Origin of the sequence: Rubripirellula tenax (assembly GCF_007860125.1) — a bacterium.
Lineage (GTDB): Bacteria > Planctomycetota > Planctomycetia > Pirellulales > Pirellulaceae > Rubripirellula > Rubripirellula tenax.
The window spans coordinates 1,491,250-1,513,054 of record NZ_SJPW01000001.1; the positions used below are offsets into that span (position 1 = coordinate 1,491,250).

At 55.5% G+C, this 21,805-nt stretch carries 15 protein-coding genes and 1 CRISPR repeat array; of the genes, 8 read left to right on the plus strand and 7 right to left on the minus strand.

The window, feature by feature from the left end; genetic code table 11:
* Positions 1-54: 54 nt before the first annotated feature.
* From Poly51_RS05530 to Poly51_RS05560, 7 genes are all read left to right on the plus strand, one after another.
* Positions 55-1,632 (plus strand): BBP7 family outer membrane beta-barrel protein, encoded by a 1,578-nt coding sequence (locus Poly51_RS05530; protein WP_146454972.1) that lies wholly within the window; start codon positions 55-57, stop codon positions 1,630-1,632.
* 37 nt (positions 1,633-1,669) lie between these two features.
* A complete protein-coding gene (locus tag Poly51_RS05535; protein WP_146454974.1) occupies positions 1,670-2,083 on the plus strand; it encodes a PaaI family thioesterase in 414 nt (137 codons plus the stop codon).
* 105 nt (positions 2,084-2,188) lie between these two features.
* Positions 2,189-3,020: a CRISPR direct-repeat array (repeat unit 36 nt; unit sequence GCTTCAACGAAGCCGCGTTCTTTCGAACGCGGAAAG).
* 123 nt (positions 3,021-3,143) lie between these two features.
* On the plus strand, positions 3,144-3,473 hold the full coding sequence (locus tag Poly51_RS05540) for a hypothetical protein (protein WP_146454976.1): 330 nt from the start codon (positions 3,144-3,146) through the stop codon (positions 3,471-3,473).
* Between the two features lie 278 nt (positions 3,474-3,751).
* Positions 3,752-9,706: a lamin tail domain-containing protein gene (locus Poly51_RS05545; protein ID WP_146454978.1), complete on the plus strand. Its 5,955-nt coding sequence runs from the start codon at positions 3,752-3,754 to the stop codon at positions 9,704-9,706.
* Positions 9,707-9,744: 38 nt separating this feature from the next.
* Positions 9,745-10,413: a hypothetical protein gene (locus tag Poly51_RS05550; protein WP_146454980.1), complete on the plus strand. Its 669-nt coding sequence runs from the start codon at positions 9,745-9,747 to the stop codon at positions 10,411-10,413.
* 67 nt (positions 10,414-10,480) lie between these two features.
* The gene (locus Poly51_RS05555) at positions 10,481-11,470 is read left to right on the plus strand and encodes an NAD-dependent epimerase/dehydratase family protein (protein WP_146454982.1); all 990 of its coding nucleotides are present in this window, start codon (positions 10,481-10,483) and stop codon (positions 11,468-11,470) included.
* 529 nt (positions 11,471-11,999) lie between these two features.
* On the plus strand, positions 12,000-13,937 hold the full coding sequence (locus Poly51_RS05560) for a glycoside hydrolase family 2 TIM barrel-domain containing protein (protein WP_246114275.1): 1,938 nt from the start codon (positions 12,000-12,002) through the stop codon (positions 13,935-13,937).
* Positions 13,938-14,238: 301 nt separating this feature from the next.
* On the opposite strand, the gene Poly51_RS05565 is transcribed toward Poly51_RS05560, so the two are convergent.
* The 5 genes from Poly51_RS05565 to Poly51_RS05585 form a co-directional block, all read right to left on the minus strand.
* Positions 14,239-14,778: a hypothetical protein gene (locus tag Poly51_RS05565; RefSeq protein ID WP_146454985.1), complete on the minus strand. Its 540-nt coding sequence runs from the start codon at positions 14,776-14,778 to the stop codon at positions 14,239-14,241.
* A gap of 537 nt (positions 14,779-15,315) precedes the next feature.
* Positions 15,316-15,447, minus strand: coding sequence for a hypothetical protein (locus tag Poly51_RS31550; RefSeq protein WP_261344105.1), 132 nt, complete (start codon positions 15,445-15,447; stop codon positions 15,316-15,318).
* Positions 15,448-15,486: 39 nt separating this feature from the next.
* Positions 15,487-16,113, minus strand: a complete 627-nt coding sequence (locus tag Poly51_RS05575; RefSeq protein ID WP_146454987.1) for an SGNH/GDSL hydrolase family protein — start codon at positions 16,111-16,113, stop codon at positions 15,487-15,489.
* 631 nt (positions 16,114-16,744) lie between these two features.
* The gene (locus tag Poly51_RS05580) at positions 16,745-17,137 is read right to left on the minus strand and encodes a hypothetical protein (RefSeq protein ID WP_146454989.1); all 393 of its coding nucleotides are present in this window, start codon (positions 17,135-17,137) and stop codon (positions 16,745-16,747) included.
* A gap of 652 nt (positions 17,138-17,789) precedes the next feature.
* Positions 17,790-18,245, minus strand: a complete 456-nt coding sequence (locus tag Poly51_RS05585; RefSeq protein WP_146454992.1) for a hypothetical protein — start codon at positions 18,243-18,245, stop codon at positions 17,790-17,792.
* A gap of 370 nt (positions 18,246-18,615) precedes the next feature.
* On the opposite strand from Poly51_RS05585, the gene Poly51_RS05590 reads away from it, so the two are divergent.
* A complete protein-coding gene (locus Poly51_RS05590) occupies positions 18,616-18,966 on the plus strand; it encodes a hypothetical protein (protein ID WP_146454994.1) in 351 nt (116 codons plus the stop codon).
* A gap of 930 nt (positions 18,967-19,896) precedes the next feature.
* Here the strand turns inward: Poly51_RS05590 and Poly51_RS05595 are convergent.
* Positions 19,897-20,436: a hypothetical protein gene (locus tag Poly51_RS05595; protein WP_146454996.1), complete on the minus strand. Its 540-nt coding sequence runs from the start codon at positions 20,434-20,436 to the stop codon at positions 19,897-19,899.
* Positions 20,437-20,556: 120 nt separating this feature from the next.
* Complete coding sequence (locus Poly51_RS05600; protein ID WP_146454998.1) at positions 20,557-21,123, minus strand: hypothetical protein; 567 nt, start codon at positions 21,121-21,123, stop codon at positions 20,557-20,559.
* Between the last annotated feature and the right edge of the window lie 682 nt (positions 21,124-21,805).

Below are 21,805 nucleotides of genomic sequence, written 5' to 3' on the forward strand. Positions count from 1 at the left end.
GTGGTGCGCTCGCCGCGGTCGATGATGAAATTTCGATTGCCGGAAGAATCAACGATGGATCGAACTCCAAACCGTTTTGCCAACTCACCACGCATTTCGCTGGCCCTCGCTTGCGCGGCGGCGATCGCCATCGCCGGGGCTCCATCAGCATCCGGACAAGTCCGCGGCAAGAGTCCTGATCGAGGCGTCTATCAGCCGCCGAAACTGGAATCGGTGGCCGTCGAAGAAATACCGTCGCGCCGCGACAACGGGGCTGAGCAAACGTTTGCAACAAAGGAAGCCGAGTCGCAGCAAAGCGAGCCTCCTTCGGCACTGCAAACCGTCGGGCACGAAGAAGTAGTGCTGGTGGCACCGCACACCAACATCATCGGATCGGGTGCCGTCCATCACGACACGCCCGCCTTCTATGAAGAAAGCAGCGACTTCGGCGACTTTCCATCCCCGATGCACTACGACGGAGGTTGCGATGGCAACTGCGGCGGTGGATGCGACCGAGGCTGTGACGGTGGTTGCGGCGCCAGCGGTTGTGACTCGATGGGCTGCGGCGGTTGCTCTAACGGATCGATCTGCTTTTCACGCGATCAGTGGTTCGGCGGAATCGAATTACGAATGATGTTTCGAAACGGCGACCGCTTGCCCGCCTTGATCACAACAGGCCCCTCGACCGACCTTGCCACCGCCGGTCGATTGGATCAGGCGACGACAAGCATCTTGGCAGGTGGCGATAAAGAATACACCGATGCATCCTTTGGTGGTTTGGTCACACTGGGCACATGGTTGGACGATTCGCAATGTCGCAGCTTGGTGTTGCGTGGATGGGCGGCATCGGAAGATTCGTTCGGTTTTGACAGCGACCAGAATCGCAACAGTGTCTTAGCCCGACCATTCAACAATTCCGCCGTCACACCTAGCGAACCCAGCACCATCGTGGTCGCGTTTCCAACGGCAGCGTCGGGTTCGGTTCACGTCGCCGGGTCAAGCAATGTCTATGGTGGCGACATCTCCGTACGACAATTTTGGTACGGCAATTATGGAGGTACCGTTGATTTGCTTTACGGATACCAGTACATGCGGATGAATGAAGACTTGAATGTGTCCAGTACCTCGCTGTCACTCGACGGATCATTCGGGCCAGCCGGTTCGGTCATTTCGATCGGCGATTCGATCGATGCGATCAATGATTTCCACGGCGGACAACTTGGTATCGCCAGCAACTATCGCGAAGGATGTTGGTCGTTCCGTACGCTGACCAAAGTAGGCTTCGGTTCGTTGCGTCGGACTGCGAAACGAAGTGGTTCCACGGTCACGCAAAGCGGGGCCGATGTCTTTAATGATCCCAACGGTCTGCTCGTCCGCAGCACCAACGCCGGTACCCAAACCGACCACACGTTCGGATGGGTGCCCGAACTGGACCTGTCGTTGGGGTGGCATCGATTCCCCCACTTCGACGTGACGCTCGGATACCACATCATCGCCATGACCGACGCCCTCCGCGTTTCCGGGGCGCTGGATCCGAACCTTGCATCCAACCTGTCGGACCCGCTGGTCGGAGGCTCCAACCCATCGGCGGGACTTAGCTTTGACACGTTCTATGTCCAGGGTGTTCATCTCGGATTACAGTACGTCTACTAGTTCACTTGGTAGCCGAACCGTGTAGCGAGATAATTGATTGCCCCAACCTTCCAATCGTTTTTCTGATGCCCCGATATCAAGGCTGGTGGGTTTCGACGTGTTGCCGGCCGACCCGGACTCGACCGACGAACTGGGATCGGCGACCGTCCAAATCCGCTGCGGCGCGCACCATCACAACCCGATGCAGCGAGTCCACGGTGGCTTGATCGCGGCACTTGCCGACGCGGCAATGGGCATCGCGTTCGGCCGAACCTTGATGGACCGCCAAGACTTTTCAACGATCGAGATGAAGATCAACTTCATCCGCCCGGTCAAAGAAGGCATGATTGTGGCGAAGGCACGCGTGGTCGAGCGAGGCCTAAGAATCGGCTTCGTCGATTGCGAGATCACGAACGAGCGAGGCAAACGCATCGCCACCGCCACATCCACGTGCACGGTGATCGACTCATAGTCGACCAAGTTCGAATCTCACGCACAGGCCGTGTAAACCAGAATGCGGCACGGCGACCTTAGCCCGTACAATCGCCCGCACTCAACGCCGTTCGCGGAGATCCTCCTGACAACGAAGCCGCATCCTTTCGAACGCGGAAAGAAGCGGTAAGCGCGAACGAACCGACCGATTGTTCGAGCTTCAACGAAGCCGCGTTCTTTCGAACGCGGAAAGCTATGGTGGATTATGTGATGGCAAAGATAACTGAATTCGCTTCAACGAAGCCGCGTTCTTTCGAACGCGGAAAGGACGACTCGCACGTTCCCCGACTCGGCTTGACCGCTGCTTCAACGAAGCCGCGTTCTTTCGAACGCGGAAAGTCGGCAATCGGCACACAGGTCACCCAAATCAAAGAGCTTCAACGAAGCCGCGTTCTTTCGAACGCGGAAAGGATGGTGGCGTGGTCGGATGGAATCATGACTACCGAGCTTCAACGAAGCCGCGTTCTTTCGAACGCGGAAAGCACTGGTCTGCGATATTGGACAAGGCCGCGTTGTACGGGCTTCAACGAAGCCGCGTTCTTTCGAACGCGGAAAGCCAGATTCTTGAGAGTGGCTTGGCTAGGTTCGTGGTGCTTCAACGAAGCCGCGTTCTTTCGAACGCGGAAAGCTGCGATGTATCCACCTGCCCACATCCACCGACGATCGCTTCAACGAAGCCGCGTTCTTTCGAACGCGGAAAGGCTTGTCTTTCCGTTGATACTCGTCGGCAAACGCGGCGCTTCAACGAAGCCGCGTTCTTTCGAACGCGGAAAGCATAACCAAGCGTAATGTGTGGTCTATACCCTGGAGCTTCAACGAAGCCGCGTTCTTTCGAACGCGGAAAGTCAATGTCCACGTTCATGGATGAGGTTCGGGACCGCGCTTCAACGAAGCCGCGTTCTTTCGAACGCTGGAAGCGCCAACCCGGTGGTGGCGAATTCAGTTACTACAACAACAAGGATCAAAAGAAAGCACTCGGCCCCGATGGTCCCAACGGCGTTTCCTTTGAAGACGCCGCCAAACAGTTCCACATCAGCTACATGATTGGGAACGACCAGCCACGATTCCAACCCGCCGATCGCATCAAGTCGGCAAGCATGGCGACTGGATATCGGTTTCGTGTTGCATCGGCCCAAGTCAAGGGCAGCGAGTTGACGCTGCGTGTCACCAACGACGGCGTAGCACCGCTTTACCGCGACGCGTTCTTTGCGGCAGGCGAGAAAAGATCGACAACTTCACTGCGCGGTCTGTTGCCTGGCGAAACCATCCAGTGCAGCATCCCAGGCGTAACTAGCCAGGACCTGAAAGAGATATCCATCCAGTGCGATGCAATCTTGGCGACGCAAGCCATCCAATTTGATTCCGAATAGCGGTGATTTAGCCTTAGCTCAAAATACTGCCCGACTAGTATTTCCAGGAACACCGCTCGCCAGTCCTACACTCAGCGAATAACGACATGCCCGTCATAAGACGCTCCCCACGCGTAACGGCAGATAATTCGCCATCGATGCGTTGTTTCGGAAACGCACGGCGTTTAGTCTAGTAACCTCTTGGGCGTTTGTTCAGCGCCAAACGAGTCAGCCTTCCGTCGTTGACGACTCATCTCATCTATCTCGATCCAGTACGAGCGTGAACTTTGAAGCCATCTTTGCAGACCAGAACCAAGAGAGTTCCCCGCCGTCGACGCGTCGCTCGTAAACTAATCGCCGAACGACTAGAGCCTCGCGTGGTGATGGCGGCGACTCCGATTATCAGCGAGTTTCTGGCATCAAATTCGGGTGGGCTGGACGACATCGATGGCGACTCGAGCGATTGGATCGAAATCCACAACCCGACCCAATCGAGCGTCGATCTGTCGGGTTGGCGATTGACCGATGATCCGCTGAATCTGAGCGAGTGGACATTCCCATCGGTCACCCTTGCCGCAAACGATTTCTTGGTCGTGTTCGCATCGGACAAAGACCGCGCGGTTTCGGGCGAACAACTGCATACCAATTTCAAACTTAGTTCCGGCGGCGACTACCTTGCCTTGGTCCAGCCTGACGGAACGATTGTTAGCGAGTTCGCGCCGCAGTACCCGGCGCAAACAACTAACGTTTCCTTCGGTGTCGAATTTGACGTTGATGACCTGGTCGAAGTCGGTGATGGTTCGACGACTTTCGTGCCGGCAAACGCATCGCTCGGTGACAGTTGGAAGACGACGTCGTTCGACGACGCATCCTGGACTGCTGGGCCCACTGGGATCGGTTTTGGAATCGAGCAACCAGGTTTCGATGTTCGTTATGTAAAAGCAAAATCGTCGGGAACTTTCGATGGCAGCATCTCAACCCTGACGGATGCCGAACTGGTGCTCGCGACACCAGCCTACCAGTTGCTAGATCTGAACGAAAACACTAACACGATCAATTTCTTAGGCACCGGCGCAAACGGTCAATTTGACAACGACAACCCGTTCCCCAATCAGTCGATTGGTGACGACGTCAACTATTTCGTTATCGAAGCCACCGCGTCGATCGTCGTCCCGAGCGCTGGCGAGTGGTCATTTGGCGTCAACAGCGACGACGGATTTGGATTAACGTTAACTGGCAATGGACAGACTTTCTCGTCGTCATTCGAAGGCACACGCGGCGCCAAAGACACAATCAGCACGTTCAACTTGCCGGCGGCCGGCCGTTATGAGGTCAGGCTAGTCACGTTTGAGGGTGCGGGCGGCGCGTCGGCAGAGTTCTTTGCGGCGCAAGGCACCCATTCAACGTTCAACGCCAATTTTGCGTTGGTCGGCGACACAGCCTCTGGCGGGCTAACGGCGCTGCAACCTTACGTGGCCGGCCAAAATCCGTTTGTTGCGACCGACGTTTCAGCGTCAATGTCTGGGATCAACCCATCGGCGTACACGCGGGTCCCGTTCACTGTCACCGATGTTACAGATGTCGAAACGTTGCTGTTGAAAATGCAGTACGACGACGGATTTGTGGCTTGGATCAACGGCGTCGAAGTCGCCCGCCGAAACGCACCAACGTCGCTCACGTTCCATTCCGCAGCGACGACGACACGCGACTTTGCCGAAACGGTCAACGCCGAATCGATCCTGCTGGACACGACTGCCATCGCCTCGTTGGTCAATGGAAACAATGTGCTAGCGATCCAGGGGCTGAACGCGTCAGCGTCCAACAGCAGTTTCTTGATCGCACCCGAATTGGTTGCCAGCAAGCTTTCCACCGAGTCGCCAACTTACTTTGCCACGGTAACCCCCGGCGAGGTCAATCAGGATCCGGTCTCGGGCATTGTCGAACGGGTCGTCGCGGACGTACCAGCGGGTTTTTACACGACCGCGCAAACGATCACACTAACGTCACCGACCTCCGGTGCAACAATCCGATACACGACCGACGGCAGCGAACCGACCAGCAGTAACGGCACCGTTTATACGGGGCCCATTACGGTTAGCGCGACGACGAATCTACGTGCCGCGGCGTTCCTGCCCGACTACGTTTCGCTGCCTAGCATCACGCGGACGTACTTGTACCTAGACGACGTCCTGACTCAGTCCAACGATGGTGCTGCGCCGGTTGGATGGCCGACGACCTGGGGCACCAACTTCGTCGACTACGGTATCGATCCCGATGTGATTGCGTTCGAAGGCGAACAAGCAGTGAAGGACGCATTGCTGTCCTTGCCAACCATTTCGCTGACGACCGAGTTGGCGAATCTATTTGATGAAGAATTCGGCATCTACTCCAACGCCGTGCAAGACGGTCGCGACTGGGAACGGCCGGCATCAGCCGAATGGATTAATCCGGACGGCACACCGGGGTTCCAAGTCAACGCGGGCTTGCGGATTCGCGGTGGCTATAGCCGCGGCGATTTCAATCCCAAGCATGCCTTGAAATTGTTCTTTCGAGGATCCTACGGCGACTCGACCTTGAACTATCCGGTCCATGGCGATGCCGGCGTTTCGGAATTTGACAAGCTCGATTTGCGAACGCCCCAGAACTATTCATGGAGCTCTGCTGGAAATGCGACGAACAATTTCGTTGCGGAAGTGCTGGCCCGCTATGCGCAGCGTGATCTAGGTCAACCCTATACGCGAAGCACATGGGTCCACCTCTATCTCGACGGCCAGTACTGGGGCATCTACCAGACTCAAGAGCGGGCCGACGCCAATTATGCAGCCGCCTACTTTGGTGGTAACGTCGCCGACTATGACGTGCTGAAGCCCGAACGCGGTGATTATCGAAACATCGCAACCGACGGCAACTTTGACGCTTACACCCAGCTATGGGAACAAGCTTACGCGCGTGCCACCGATGGAGTCACGCCTGCGTTCGTTGAAGACGCTGCCTATCTTCAAGCGCAAGGTAAGAATCCTGATGGCAGCGACAACCCGAACTTTCCGGTTTTGTTGGACGTCGACAACCTGATCGTTTACATGATGGAAACGCTTCGAGGTGGCAACTTAGACGCACCCATTTCGAACTTCTTGGGCAACAATCGTCCCAACAACTATTTTGCAGTTCGCGACCGTACGGGGCGCGAGGGGTTTCGGTTTTTCCAGCATGACGCCGAGCACACGATGCGAAACGTCAACCAGGACCGAAATGGCCCCTACAACGACGCCAATTTCGAAGTCGGCGTCGATTGGTTCAATCCGCAGTGGTTGCATCAACAATTGATGGCCAACGATGAATACCGGATTCGATTCGCCGACGCGATCCAATCGGCGTTCTTTAACGATGGGCCGCTAAGTGTTTCATCGATGATTGCAAGACTGGATGACGAGGCAGCAAAAATCACGACCGCGGTGATTGCAGAATCGGCTCGTTGGGGCGATGCGAAACGCGGGGACAACTCGCCGCGAACGCAAGCTGATTTCCTCAACGCGATTGCCGACCTGCGCGACAACTACCTGCCGGCTCGCGAGTCGATTGTGCTGGATCAGTTCCGCAACACAACGCTGGTGCTAAAAGACGGTGCGGGTGACTACAACGTCGTCGTCTCGGCGCCACTGCTTCCCTCGGTCGATGCGCCACAGTTCTTGGCCAATGGCCAGCGACAACATGGCGGTGAAGTGCCGCCTGCGAGTTTGGTTGGTTTTCAGTCAACCGGCGAATTGGTTTACTACATGACCGACGGCACCGACCCAAGACTGTTCGGTGGCGGCATTCATCCGTCCGCGCAAGTCTACGATCCGCAGCTCGTCCAAGAAACGGTCGTTGCATCGGGGCAGACTTGGCGGTTCCTCGACGACGGGACTGAGCCCACCGGCGCATGGACATCCGACGACGGTGGCTTCAATGATTCGCTTTGGAACACCGGCAATTCGGAATTTGGTTACGGCAACTCGGCGACCGCGACCCCAATCTCGTACGGCCCCGATTCAAACAACAAATTCATCACCACCTACTTCCGCCGTTCCTTCAACCTGGATCTCAGCAGCGGGTCACCCACCGGTGCGACCATCCGCGTGCGACGCGACGACGGTGTTGCGATTTACATCAACGGCGTCGAAGTCGTTCGCGATAACCTGCCGACGGGAACGTTGACGTCGACGACGCCTGCTAGTTCCGTGGTCGGAGGCACCGACGAGACCACTTGGTACGAGTTCCCGATCGATCCCTCGCTGCTGCGCGACGGAGCTAACTTAATCGCGGCAGAGCTGCACCAGATTTCAGCAACCAGTAGCGATACGACGTTCGATGCTGAATTGATCACCAGCACTTCGGCGCCGGCACCAATCACGGTTAGTGGTCCGATCGAATTGATCGCACGGTCGCTTGCGGCCGACGGGACATGGTCGGCTGCGGAACAGGCTTCGTTCTTCATTCCGGTTGCTGCAGCTTCCGCGTCGAACTTGCGAGTCACCGAGGTTCACTACAACCCGGCCGACGAGGGCGACCGGGAATTTATCGAGCTGAAAAACATCAGCTCGGAACCCATTTCGCTCGCCGGTGTACGCTTCACCGACGGAATCACGTTCAATTTTGATGATGGATCGATCAGCCAACTCGGCCCCGGCGAAATCGCGTTGGTGGTGGTCGATCAAAACCTCTTCGAAGCGTTCTATGGCACATCGCTTCCGGTTGCGGGACAGTACAGCGGCAGCCTCAGCAACGGCGGCGAAACGCTAACGATTTTGGCCGCAGATGACTCGAGCATCCAATCGTTCACTTACGACGACAAGGGCGGCGACTGGCACTCCCCAACCGACGGTGATGGGCCGTCGCTAACGGTGCTCAGCACATCCGGCGACTACGATTTCGGGACCAATTGGCGGCCCAGTTACGTCGTCGGCGGAACACCTGGAATCGATGAAAATGACAAACCGCTCGCGTCCGCCGGTGGCCCTTATGTGGTTGCCTCGGGTGCAACGATCCAGTTGACCGGATCGGCCAGCGACTATGACGCCGACCAAACGCTCACGTACGCGTGGGACCTGGACTATGACGGCGTCACCTTTGACGCCGACGTAACTGGTCTAACGCCTTCGCAAACGTTTACCGGTTCGGGACCTCGAACGATTGCGCTGCGAGTTACTGACAATGGAACGCCGAACGAATCGACGATTGCGACGGCATCGTTGGTTGTGACCACGCCGCAAGTTGTCAAACGTAGTGTTGCCTATGCAAACGCCTCTGCCGGGTATGGAGCATCGACACCGGCTGACAACATTGTCGGCTTGCTACCCGGCCAACCAGCTACGTCCGCCAATTTCACCAACTACGTCAACGGCCTGAACCGAGTCGTTATTGATATTGAAGACTCGGCGGCAACTGCCCTGACCGCTAGCGACTTCACCTTCAAAGTTGGAAACTCGCAAGACCTGACGCAGTGGACCGACGCCCCGGCCCCAATTTCCATCGACACCACCGTCGGTGGCGGAACCAGTGGCTCGACACGAGTTGTCATCAGTTGGCCAAACCAGGCGATCCTGAACCAGTGGCTGCAAGTCACCGTGCGGGCGTCAGGCGGCGCGGGATTGGCGACCGACGACGTGTTCTATCTAGGCAATCAAGTCGGCGAAGTCACCGGTGCGGCGACAGGCAGCCAAGTGCGAGTCACGTCGACCGACACGTTGGTGATTCGCGGAAACCAATCGACCGCTCCGGGATCGGCGGGAATCGAAAATCCTCACGATCTCAACCGCGACGGACGAGTGAATTCGCTTGACACATTCATCGTACGAAGTAGTCAGGCGATCCAGGGGCTGTTGATGATCACCGGGCCACAGCCGCTTTCGGTTGCTCCGCCCCAGCAAAGTGGTTTAGTACTATCTGCACCGAATCCGGCTCAGGAAGTGATTGCCAACGTGACCCCAGTCGCACCAACGGCGCCCTTCACGCCGACGGTTCCATTAACTTCGACCATGGCGGAAGCAACCTTGCCGACCGCGCGTGAGCACAGGCGAGCGATATCGATGGGCTATCGAAAAGTGCGACTTCAGTTAATCGCTTTGCGACGAGTTGATTTGCGACAAGCGAGCGAAGTCAGACGCGACGTCACCGCGAGGGTCCAAGAATTTCGACAAGAATCGATCCACTCCCTTGACGCGGTTGATGCGTTCTTTGCGAAGTTGACCGCCGAAATTGACGAATTGGCCCTTTAAAGTAACCAATTTCAGTTGCCTTTGACTGTATGAATGAAATGAAGAACTTTCGACTTAGCTTGATCGCCCTGCTGTTGCTGCTTGCCATACAAACTCGGTCGGATGCCGACGTTATCATCGCCTTCGATTCCGCGGGTGCCGCGGAATCGTCGATCCGGCAAGCGGCGAACCAAAAGCTGAATTTTTTCGTCAGTAGCAACGCGGCCGACCGAGTGCTTGGTATCGAAATCGGATTCCTGTTTCCTTCAGCAACCCTGGTGACTGCGAGTGATATCGGCACGACCTCGTCGGAAGATCGCGGCTTCTATGCCGACACGAACCTGAGCACATCGTCACTCTTCGTATTCCCGTTTGAAGGCGACACCGAAGTTTTCGTTGATCAAGAACTTACGAATGTCCAGGCCCTCGGCGTTACCCCACAGCGTTGGTTCGAATTAACGATCGACGCGTCCGCGCTTGCGATTGGTGACTACGTCATCACGCTAGATCCAAGCACACCCGGCTTCAACACGGACCAAATCGATCCCCAGACGAGACTGCCCGTACCGATCGCCTTGGCGAACACGACGTTCAACCTTTCCGTGACGGCCGTACCCGAACCGTCAACGACGAGCTTCTTCGCGATCACCGGACTGGCATTGATATGGTGCGTTCGACGTCGCATTCCAGACCGAACCAAACAACGATGCAAGTGTTCGGTTTCGTAACCAGATTTCAATAGCGACGGCGAAGAACGTCCTGATGTAAAACGATGGGCACGAAGGTGATACGCCAATGATCGACGATTCCCGAGCGACGGCTACCGTTTTCATCACGGGCGGATTCGGGTGCGTCGGCGCGGAAACGGCAAAATGGCTGATCAGTAATAGTGTCTGCGACGTTGTCGTCGGAAGTCGCCGCATCAGTCGCGAACGAAAACGCGAGGTCTTTGGCGAGGCCGTCTCTTCTCGATTGAAGTTCGCTCAGGTTGATGTGGTCGATCGCCCGCGACTGCACGCCACACTGGTCCAATACGATGTCACTCATGTCCTGCATTTGGCGGGCTTGGAAACACCGGATTGCAATGAGCATCGCGATCTCGGCTTGCAAGTCAACTTGGCCGGCACGCAGCGCTTGATCGAAGCGATGAAGGTAAGTGGACGCGACTTAAAACGATTCGTGTTTGCGAGTTCAATGGCGGTCTATGGACGGCGGTCCGCCTACGCGGCCGGTGGCGTGCCGATGCACGCGGAACCAAATCCGGTCAATGTCTACGGGACGTGGAAGCTAGCGGGCGAGCATATCTCGCGACTGTTTTACGAGGAAACCAGAGTCCCCACGATCAGCGTACGTCCAGGAGCATTGTCTGGTCCGGGCCGCGATCTTGGTCTTACTGCAACACCAACCACTGCGATGAAACACGTTGCCGCAGGGCTTCCCTACGAGATTCCGTACCACAATCGACAAGACTACCTGTACGCGCCCGATGTTGGGGCCGCCATTGCTCAGTGCATGGTGCAGCCATTCGATGGCTACCAGGCTTTCACGCTGCCTAGCCATACCGTTGACTCCGACACCCTGGTCGAAGCGATGCGGTGTGCGGCGATTGAACTTGGGCTGGCCAGCGATCCCCAAATTTCCGTTGGCGATAAAGAAGTACCGTTCATCTGTGATGTCGACTTCCAGCCGTTTCTTGAAGCCTTTCCCCAAGCTCCCCATACGCCGCTAAAACAAGCGACCCGGCAATCCATCGACCATTTTGTCAGCCTCGGCGAGCATCGTTAGCACTCTACTTTAGTCTCTAACGCTAACGTCCGACGGTCCACCCAACTAGCATGCGGGTGCCCAGGGACCGGCTCCGGACGACGTCTCGAAGACTGGATAACCAACGACATTCCGGGTTTTCTGTGTGATTCAGAAAATCTTTCGGAATAATTGTTCCAGTTTCGCCTACCCCGTGCGATTACTTTAGCTCGCCAAATTCAATTGTCGTGCAGGGATCGATTCCCGCTTTGGACAACCCACTGTCGAATTCCATTGCGTCGAATCCCATTCACCCAAAGCGTTCCATGCAGAATTGCAATTGGGTGACCAAGTGTTTCGGCCGCAGCGTTTGTCGAAACACTCGGTTTGTTGAGAACGACGTGACCTGGCAATACCATGGTTCCACCGTCCACATGATTTCGTTGTCCGCAAATGGCCAACGTCAACATTACGGCGAACTCAAAACGTTAAACGTGTTCATGCTCCGAAACGCAGGAACGTGACTAACAATCGAAGTGCAGTCTCGAAACGAAGTTTGAAAGCGATCTCTATGAAAAGTCAAATCCACCCCTTCCGCACCATTGCTTTGGCTTCTGTCGTGGCAATTGGTATGTTCGCCGGCGGATCGGTCCGCGGTGATGCTGCAAAGTCGATGACTGAAAGCGTCGGCGAAAAAACATCATTCAACGCCGACTGGACGTTCCATAACGGCGAAGCAGAAGGTGCCGAGGCAGTTGATTTTGACGACTCGGCGTGGCGGTCGCTGAACTTGCCGCACGATTGGGCGATCGAAGGTCCGTTCGATGTGAAGTACAACGCTCGCTGCGGTGGGCTGCCGTTTCATGGGACAGGTTGGTATCGCAAGACATTCCAAGTGCCCGCAGACGCAAAGGGGAAAGTCGCTGCAATTACTTTTGACGGCGCGATGTACAACGCCCATGTTTGGGTGAACGGCACGTTCGTGGGCAATCGTCCGTTCGGATACATCGAGTTCCAGTACGACATCAGCAAGCACTTACGATACGGCGAAGAAAACGTCATTTCGGTCCGGCTAAAACCAGAAGACCTTTCCTCGCGTTGGTATCCCGGCGCAGGGCTCTATCGGAACGTTTGGCTCGAGTACAAAAACCCGCTGCACTTGGCTCACTGGGGAACCTTTATCACGACGCCGAATGTTCAAGATGACCGTGCGACAGTAGCTGTCGAAACATTGATCCAAGGACGCGGCGACGACGCACGAGTGATGTACGAAGTGTTCGATCACTCGGGCGAGATCGTCGTTGCGATGGGAGCAACACTGTCGGCCGACCAAGCCGCTGCCAAAGGCGAACTGAAAGTGGCCAACCCGCACCTATGGCAGTTGGACGATCCGTACCTTTACACGCTGCGGACGACGGTCCGTAGTGATGGACAAGTGGTCGATCGTGACGACACTCGATTTGGCATTCGTACGCTGAAGTTCACAAAAAAAGAAGGCTTCTTCTTGAACGGCAAGCACACTCGGATCCAAGGTGTTTGCTTGCACCACGACAACGGCCCCCTTGGTGCGGCAATCAACCGTCGTGCGATCGAGCGAAAGCTACAGATCATGAAGCAGATGGGAGGCAACTCGATACGAACCAGCCACAATCCACCTTCAAACGAACTGCTTGACCTGTGTGACGAAATGGGACTGCTGGTTCAAGTCGAAGCATTTGATGTGTGGGAAATCGCCAAAGTTCCCAATGGCTACAACAAGTTCTTTGCCGAGTGGGCCGAGCGTGACATCAAGGACATGGTTCGCCGAGATCGCAATCATCCATCGGTGTTCATGTGGAGCATCGGAAATGAAATCCTAGAACAGAACAACGCCGAGAAAGGAAATCGTGTCGCAAAAATTTTGAACGACTACGTCAAGTCGATCGACACAACTCGCCCGACCACCTGCGGATTCAACTACTATCCGGCCCCCTACAAACACGGGATGGCAGCACAGGTTGACATCGCTGGCATGAACTACAAACCGCTTGCCTATGGCGAACCGGTGGATGAGTTCCTACCGAATAATCCTGTGGTTGGTTCGGAAACCTCATCATGCACCAGCAGCCGCGGTGTCTATCATCTCCCAATCGACAAGTACCAAACTCACCCGTCCAAACAAGTGACCAGCTATGACATTATCGGCCCACCATGGGCCTATCCTCCGGACGTCGAATTTGACGCACTCGAAAAACACCCCGAAGTTCTAGGCGAATACATCTGGACCGGATTCGACTACCTCGGTGAACCGACGCCCTATGGCGGCAAAGACAACAGCACTAACGGGTACTGGAACGCCGACTGGCCGTCACGCAGTTCCTACTTTGGCGCCGTCGACCTGTGTGGCTTTCCCAAAGATCGCTTCTACCTGTACCAAAGCCAATGGACTGACGATCCGATGGTGCACTTGCTACCGCACTGGAATTGGGAGGGTGTGGTCTCTTCAGGGCGCAGTTTGACGGTTGATTGAGGTGCGTCGGTTTCGCGGCATTGCGTAACCTCGGATTGGTGTTTCAGAACAAGGGCGTCCCGCGTCACACTGATGTTGCAAAACAAAAATGGATCAAGACGGTCGAAGCGCTGAGTCGCTAACGCAAAAGCCGAACGACAAACTTGCAATCGAGCGTTGCTGCAATCGCTAGTGCGAGCGAACAAGCCAAACACCTGAGCGGTCAGTCCGATAACGACTGCGGTAACCGGGCCGCCGCCATGAAACTTTGATTTCAAAACACGCGTCATCGGCGGCTCCGGTTCACCGCTTGGTTCTGCCACTACCTCGACGTCCGCTGGTAGTCCGCAACAACTCCATTAGTGTGCGATGCGATGCAATCCGCGAGTCTAGTCATAAGTTGCTGGCAGTTTTTCTTACGCGACTGATTGTATATTATGTACCTTGTCTTGGCGGCCTTGACTGACGAAAGGTGAGCCTTGGGAACTGAGCCGTCTATCTTGGGTTGGTCCTTGGGTTTGGCCCGGACCGTTTTTTCATAGTCGAAGCGAGACGTGTACAATTCGCACCATGGCAGCTTCACGCCGTTCAGCATTTCAGCAATCGGCAGTCTGTCACCAATCTCAACAAGGCTGTCGAATTCGGCCATGGATTCTCCAGCATCATCGAAGGCTCCTACGACCAACATCGCACCTCCGTTGATAGTGGAAAGCGATTTCTTCTGTATTTCATCGGCGTTACTGGGTATGTAGCCGCCCAGCGCCATAAATCGAAGTTGAATCCCTGCAGCCCATGCGAGATCCGCCAGCTTGCGTCCGTTAAGCGAAGAACTCGACGTGTAAACGGCGACAGCAGTTTTCATGCGACTCATCCTCTGCGACCGTTATGGCAGAACGGTACGCATCACCGGGCGGCGGCGATTAACGTGCAAGCAGACGCGAAAATTGACCACCGCCGCTCCGGTGCATGCGATGGTTACCCTTCCGAACGCGTCCGAGCACTCAGTAACCCGATCATTCTTCGTTCGGTCCAATCGAGTGTAACGGCAAGGCACATTGTGCAAAACCCAGCCCCCAACTGGTAGACCGGAGCAAACACGAGATTGAGACCACCCTGTGCGTCTTTGTTGACGTAGCCAAATGCATCGACACCGAGATACCAGAAACCAGCGAGGGTCAGAGCAATCAAAGTTACGCCGGACCAAGTCGTAAGAGATCGGCATGCGAGCCATAGCATCAAGTATGGAGCGGAGATCAGGCCAAGAATAACGAGGGCAAATGCGGAAGCGCCACTAGAAAGCGACAGGCCCCAGCAAACGAAGACTGCGGCAGATGCAAGTGACACGACGCCCAAGGCACGGCCTGTGTGCAGAACCAGTTTTGAAGCGTGTCGCGCCGTCTCAACGACGTCCCGCGTTGCTGTCTTTGGTGGAGCGTAGGGGTGATGATTCGTTGTCAAGTGGCAGCCATTTCAGGTCGGCATCAGTCGGATAACGGTAGCCGTCACCGGGGACGGCGAGTTCGTTTTCCATTTGTAAACGCGCGACGCCGTCCTCCGGTGCACGGCATGGTTACCCGACAACACGCCGGAAATCGTGACCATCGGACAACGCATTGGTGATCGCTCGCGCGATCTTGCCACCGCCACTTGCCGATGGTTCAATCGGCGAAACCGACGAGTAGTCCGAAGTTTCGTTGCATATTGTACGCAAGTCAATCAGCGTTGTGCCAAGCTCGAAAGCGGTTCGTGTGATCGTGTCGTTGAAAACGCAGAGTCCAGCAGTTTCCGAAGAATCGAGTCCAGGTACGGAATCGTAGACAGTACAGGTAGCGAGGGGAAGTCTCAGTTCGCGTAATTCGCAAACCAGTCGCCTGTATTCCGTTGTAAATTCCGTTAGCAGTTCAGCGATACGTTGCAATGACGACCGTATATCAGCGGTCTCCTGTGAGAAGATGTTGCCGGCCATCCAGAGTGCGTCATTGCCACCGACGCTAAGAATCAAGTGCGTTGCATCGTCAGGAATTCGGTCCAGTTGTCGAAACACCGAGGAGACCGTAGCGCCGTCCAACGCGACCATCGTTGCGCGGTCACCGTCCGGCAGGACCCGACGGACATGTTCGATTACGGACGGGCCACCCGGCACATAGAGTGCATTGTCGAAGATGGAATCGCCGAGTAGTACGATGTGACGTGTCAATCAAACCTCATTCGGGTAACGACCGCCATCAGCGGGCACGGCGGTTGGAGTTTCCATTTGTAAAAATCCGATGCCGTGCTCCGTTGCATGGCATGGTTCGTCGCTCTTTTCGGCGGTTGATCGACCACATGCAATCGATCGACTTGGTCATGTGACCTACTGCGCCGTCAACGCTCTGCGGCAGATTCGATTTGCTCGAGGATCTTTCGGACCCTCTCACCGTCTTCTTTGCTTGCATGAGTATGAAGTACGTCACCCTCGTCAATGTGTTCAATTCTTGCCGGTTTTCCGGAATCCTTGAAAGCTTCTCGAATTGCCTGTTCCAGATGTCGACGGTTCCATGTTCTGTGAGACACCCAACCGGCACAGTATGAGGCAGTCACCATCGCGATCACGAGAAGAAAACGAAGGCTGAATTGTAACCACGGTCGACGTGTTCGAGATCCGGTTGGTCCTGCCATTGCGTTCCTCGTTGTTCAGATGTCGGATTCGCACCAACGCGACGAACGGCGGACATCACGGGGGACGGACGAAAGGCTCTCCACTTCAAAAACCTCGCAAGCCGTCCTCCCGTGCATGTCATGGTTCGTCACGCTTTCGGGCTAAGGGCTTGCCGTTGCTCGGGGGCCATTCAAGTCGGCCCGCCGTCGCTCTGACGTTCATTGTATTCTGCAAGTAGCGATTTTGCATTAACGTTTGTAAGTTCAAGGTGGCGATTGGTTTTTTCGGATTCGGGTGACCAGCCATTATTTCGTGCGTGCTGTATGAGTACTGCAAGCACACGAGGTGTGATCTCGATCGTGTCTTTCGTTTCGGAATAGTCTTGGTTTGTCCAATGGCCGTAGTGATGAAAGTAGTCGAAGTTTTGTAGACCCTTGATAACGACGAAGGAGCGAGTACCGAAGTCGGCACGGATAGTCACTCGCAGGTGTACAACTTCGTCGTCGTAGGTAGCGGATACAGACGCGAGGTATCGTTGCCCATCAAAAACCATCGGCTTGTTACGAAGCACGCGTTTTCGCATCAGGGCGGTCTTCCATGTCGCGACGAACGACCGCCGTCACCGGGCGGCGAGAGTAAGTTTAACCATCAGAAAACGCGTTGACGCCGCTCCGGTGCACGGCATGGTTATCAGACTTACAACGCTGCGCTTCGGGGTGGCAGTGGAGGAACATTCGCCCGCTGCCGCAAGCTTCCCATCTTAACACAATTTGCCCCGCTCACGGGTGGGAAGTGGGTGGTGTTCCTGGAGATCCGCTGTTTGATCGCGACGGGTCGTCGTCACTCGACATCGCCGCGCAAGAATGTGTGTGCAGGGAACCAAGTGCGATCCCAAAGAGTCCCATGAACACAAAAAGACCGAGGCGATGGTCACCGAAGTATGTCACAGTGACCGCCAGAGCCAGAATCGCGAAAAGGTGCATTCCGAATCGAAGAAGCGATGGCTTGTGTATTGGACGAAGGAGGCCACCTTGGGGACGGTTGGGCATGGCAAGCCGATCGGAGTGCAATAGGTGGTGGAGGCGAGTTTGACAGCGGGGAATGTGCTGGTCAGGAATCCCAGTACGGATAACGGTAGGCATAACCGAGTGGCGGCGAACGATCCACCACTTCAAAAACCACGACTCCGCCACTTCGGTTCATGCCATGGTTCTGTCTTTGATTGTTGCTGCAACTCAGGGTGAAGTCCAGTGAAACTCTGAACCGAAAGCGTTGGGATCATCTCGCAATGCCTTCAGCGCATGATCCACGACGTTGCGAATCTCAGATTCAAGCGTGTCATTGTTTCTTCGTTGCGGAGCGAGTCCGATCCAGAAAACGTAAACGCCAATACGAATCTGTTGTTCTTCTAATGTGTCGTCGCTACCAGAATCGTCAACCAGTTGTTCGCTCCTGGTCGGTCGACCCATGTCAATGCTAAGCATGTATTCGTCTGGATCACCACGAAAGTCACGCAACGCTGAATCAACGAATTCTCGATACCTCGACTCGACGGCATCGATGTCTTTCAAGCGGAGCCAAGAAACGTAGATCGCGTTCCGGAAGGAAGCGCCGAGCATGTCCGCGTGTTGACGGATGACTGCACTTGCCAGTTCGACTGATTCTGGATCATTTGGATCCATAGCGACCATTGAACGCTCCCTATTTTCTTATTGACAGAACGTTGCGGTTCACCGGGCGGCGGCGAAACGCTTGCAAGTTTAGAAAAAGCTGGCCACCGCCGCTCCGGTGCAACCGATGGTTATCCGTGATTATGTTTACGACGCGGACCGCCAGCGGGCAAGGGCCGCGCGAGCGGAAAACATCGACGGAACGTCGCCGCGATGATCTGCGCGAGCAGAAAACAACGGCGGGACGCCGCCAGCCTGTACTCCGTGCACCTGGGTGACACCCGTCGGATGTGCGATCGTACCAAAGTCCAGTCAGTCTGGCAAGTTTCGGAGTGCAGATGTACGTAGTGAGTTCAACGCACCAATGAACGGGTATGGATTCAGCGCGACAATGAACGGGTATGAATCCAGCACACCAATCGTCGAGGATTGGTCGAGCATACCAATCATCGGGAACGGAGTCGGCGTACAAGCTTCGGGCACGGGGTTCTCACTGCGATTGGCGAGCATTGCGATAGACGAGCATTGCGATCGCGCAACTTCATGCGCCCAGTCGGATAACGGTTCGGTTCAGCGGGTGGCGGGTGAAGACTTGCAAGCAAACGGAATCGCCGACCACCGCCACTCCGTTGCAACCGTTGGTTATCCGCCGTCATGGGGCGATCCGTTCAATGGCAGCAACGACTTGAGTTTCGGGGTCGTCGGAATGGAATCCGATTGGCGTCCCATCCGTAGGGTATAGGACGAGCACCGGGAGTGCAACGAAACCCTGGGTTTTAAGTCGACGGAACGTATCACCAGGATTGTCAGTTAAGTCCGCCGACATGCATACGAAGCTTGAACTAGCGAGGGCCCGGGAAATGGCAGCAGAAGCCAGGGTGCCTTTGGGATCAGCGGACAAGGTCCATCGGGCGAAGTACAGAACAGCGGTTGGCCTGCTGCTAGATGCGTTTTCAGCGACAGCGGCAGTCGAATACGGAACCCAGTCGACCGACGAAGGTCGGAATGCAAGTACCGCCGCGATCGCAGCAATCAAGCACGCAAGCAGAAACATAGCGTAACGTACGGCCCTAGGCTTCAATGTGGTTTGCAACTGTGAGGATGACGGGCCCGGGAGGATTTAGTCGGATAACGGCGGACATCACGGGGCACGGAGAGTTGACTATCCTTTGCAGACAAAGCCGCAAGCCGTGCTCCCGTGCATGTCATTGTTCTGTGCCTGCCTTCGAGAGAGGAGCCGTATATCGTGGAAGCGCGCAGTCGAAAACAGAGGCACAAAATGCCCCTCCGGCCGCGCCCATGATTCCGCAGATCGGTCCAACAAAGAAGATAAGGATGAATGGAATTGGATTACCGCAATGTGCTTCATTCGGTCCCAGCGTTACGTTTGCTAAGTAGGTCCATTGATACACCGTACCACGAATGCCAAAAATGACGGGCACCGCCGCTGCGAGAATGAAGCCGATCATCGCCCAACGTAACGTCTGTCTTGGTGCCACAACTGCACAAGACGGTTGCCCAGGACTGTTCGGCGAACTGTAGGGGTTGGTGTCACGCATCATAGGATGATGGAACGGTGAATGGATTGTGCACAGAACGTCAGACATCACGCGGGACGGGCGAAAGACTCGCAAGCAGACGAAAAACCGCGACTCCCGTCCTCGCGTGCATGTCATTGTTCCCCGCTCGTCTCCGTTGAGAGTTGAAGCATTGTATTTGGTTTAGCGTTTCGTAGCCGCTCAATCGCGTCGTCACTAAACGGGGCGCTACCAGAGATGATAACGTATGGTTCGTCGATTGACGACAGTGAGTCCACCGACGCATCCGTTAATTCCGGGCAGTCGATAGACAAGCACGAGATGGGAAGTGTGCATAGTGATCGCATTCCGTCGTCGGAAATCGACGAGTCCATCAATGTGACGTAGAAAAGCCGCGATTCTCCCGGACCAAGTAGCGTGAACCCATTCGGTAGTTGTCGCAATGTAGGCAAGATTGCAGCAAGCGTTTCATCGGTAGCAGCGGTGCCGTGTAAATCGAGCATGTAGTTGCCGTCAACCAAGTCGAGACCAAGTGTTCCGCCGTTGGCCGCAACCAATGCTTTGGCCGCATCGAGCTGAGAATTGCGAAAGTGGTAGATCAGGCTTGGCGTCGCGATAATTGCGAGAATCGCGAGGGCGACAAGCGACAATGCGATCTTTGCGCGACGAGTCATGCGTCACTTCTGTCGGGGAACGCCTGCGATCAGCGGGCGGAAATGGCGCGAGTGATCTTGAATTTAGGGAAAAATCGGAACGCCATTTCCGCTCCGTTGCATCGCTTGGTTCTGCCATCATCACGACACTTGCGTTCCAAGTATTATATCCGGTTTTCCACCTAGTAGCCAGCGCAGTGTTTCAATCGCGCACCGCTCATTCTCGTCCAGGTTCTCAGTTTCGGCGATTTCAGCAATTGCGTTTGTTACTGCATCTATTCCAAAGCATCGACATAGGTAGAAAGGCCATTGTTCGACGCTTACGTTCCATAGAGGTAAAGATCGACGGATCGTGTGTTGAAGTGCTCGATCAAATTCTGGCATCAGCTCAAGCAGCAAGACTCCTGCCGGTTGTTGGCAATCATAATGCGTCAGCGTTTCCGTCGAGCAATCATTAAGAAATGGGCAAAGCAAGACATCAAGTAGAGCACCTTCACCGAACTGTGAGCGGTATGCGGCGATGTGTTTTGCTTTCCATCGGCCAGAAGCGATGAGTCTCGCAACCTCGATGGGCGCCCGTGGTGTCATCATCTTTATGGCAGAACGGTTGGCATCACCGGGTGGCGGCGAAAATCGTGATTTCGAGAAGACCGCACCACCGCCACTCCGGTGCATGCCGTGGTTATCCCATTGCATTGGATAGAGCATTGAATCAGCGTTGGGCAGTTGTGACCACCGTTGCACAGCATAGCGGGCGTTGCGTCGGTCAGCAAGTTTCGAGCGTTGCCGACCGTCAGCGGATCGGGCACGGCGAACGAAGGGAGCCGAAACGCGGACTCTCTCGCCAATGGCGAGGCCCGGTGGGAAAAGACAAATAGAGCCATTGGCGAGAGAGTCCGCGTTTCGGCAGGCTGCAGCGGAGTAAGCCGTTCCAATGCCAAACGAGGTACAAGCTTCGGGAACGGGGAAACGTTGGCAGCAACTGGGAGAACGTGACGTTCCGCATCGCCGGAAAAAATCGATCAGCGCGACCAAGAGATTTTCCGGCGATGCGGTACGTCACGTTCGGCGGTGATTTCGACGCAACCGTTTGAGGAAAAGTCAGTCGGCATCGCCGGCAGTCGAGCGTTGCCGATCGAACCGCAACGAAGCACGACCAGTCGGCACCTCCGCGCATTAGTTGGGATAACGTTACCGATCACCGGGTCGGGAGTGTTGATGTTCCATCTGAAAACGGCCGCAAGCCCGACTCCGGTGCATCGGATGGTTATCAGACTTACAACGCTGCGCTTCGGGGTGGCTTTGGAGGAACAGGTTTTTAGTTTTTGGTTGCACGTCATGTTGTGATTTGTGAGAATCAAAATGCACGGATCGGGTCGCGGAGACCGTC

Excerpts from the sequence above, each read along its gene's own strand:
- Poly51_RS05530 (WP_146454972.1), top strand. The coding sequence starts at position 55 with ATGGATCGAACTCCAAACCGTTTTGCCAACTCACCACGCATTTCGCTG.
- Poly51_RS05540 (WP_146454976.1), top strand. The coding sequence starts at position 3,144 with ATGATTGGGAACGACCAGCCACGATTCCAACCCGCCGATCGCATCAAG.
- Poly51_RS05550 (WP_146454980.1), top strand. The coding sequence starts at position 9,745 with ATGAAGAACTTTCGACTTAGCTTGATCGCCCTGCTGTTGCTGCTTGCC.
- Poly51_RS05555 (WP_146454982.1), top strand. The coding sequence starts at position 10,481 with ATGATCGACGATTCCCGAGCGACGGCTACCGTTTTCATCACGGGCGGA.
- Poly51_RS05560 (WP_246114275.1), top strand. The coding sequence starts at position 12,000 with ATGAAAAGTCAAATCCACCCCTTCCGCACCATTGCTTTGGCTTCTGTC.
- Poly51_RS05565 (WP_146454985.1), bottom strand. The coding sequence starts at position 14,778 with ATGAAAACTGCTGTCGCCGTTTACACGTCGAGTTCTTCGCTTAACGGA.
- Poly51_RS31550 (WP_261344105.1), bottom strand. The coding sequence starts at position 15,447 with ATGGAAAACGAACTCGCCGTCCCCGGTGACGGCTACCGTTATCCGACT.
- Poly51_RS05580 (WP_146454989.1), bottom strand. The coding sequence starts at position 17,137 with ATGCGAAAACGCGTGCTTCGTAACAAGCCGATGGTTTTTGATGGGCAA.
- Poly51_RS05585 (WP_146454992.1), bottom strand. The coding sequence starts at position 18,245 with ATGGTCGCTATGGATCCAAATGATCCAGAATCAGTCGAACTGGCAAGT.
- Poly51_RS05590 (WP_146454994.1), top strand. The coding sequence starts at position 18,616 with ATGAACGGGTATGAATCCAGCACACCAATCGTCGAGGATTGGTCGAGC.
- Poly51_RS05595 (WP_146454996.1), bottom strand. The coding sequence starts at position 20,436 with ATGACTCGTCGCGCAAAGATCGCATTGTCGCTTGTCGCCCTCGCGATT.
- Poly51_RS05600 (WP_146454998.1), bottom strand. The coding sequence starts at position 21,123 with ATGCTCTATCCAATGCAATGGGATAACCACGGCATGCACCGGAGTGGC.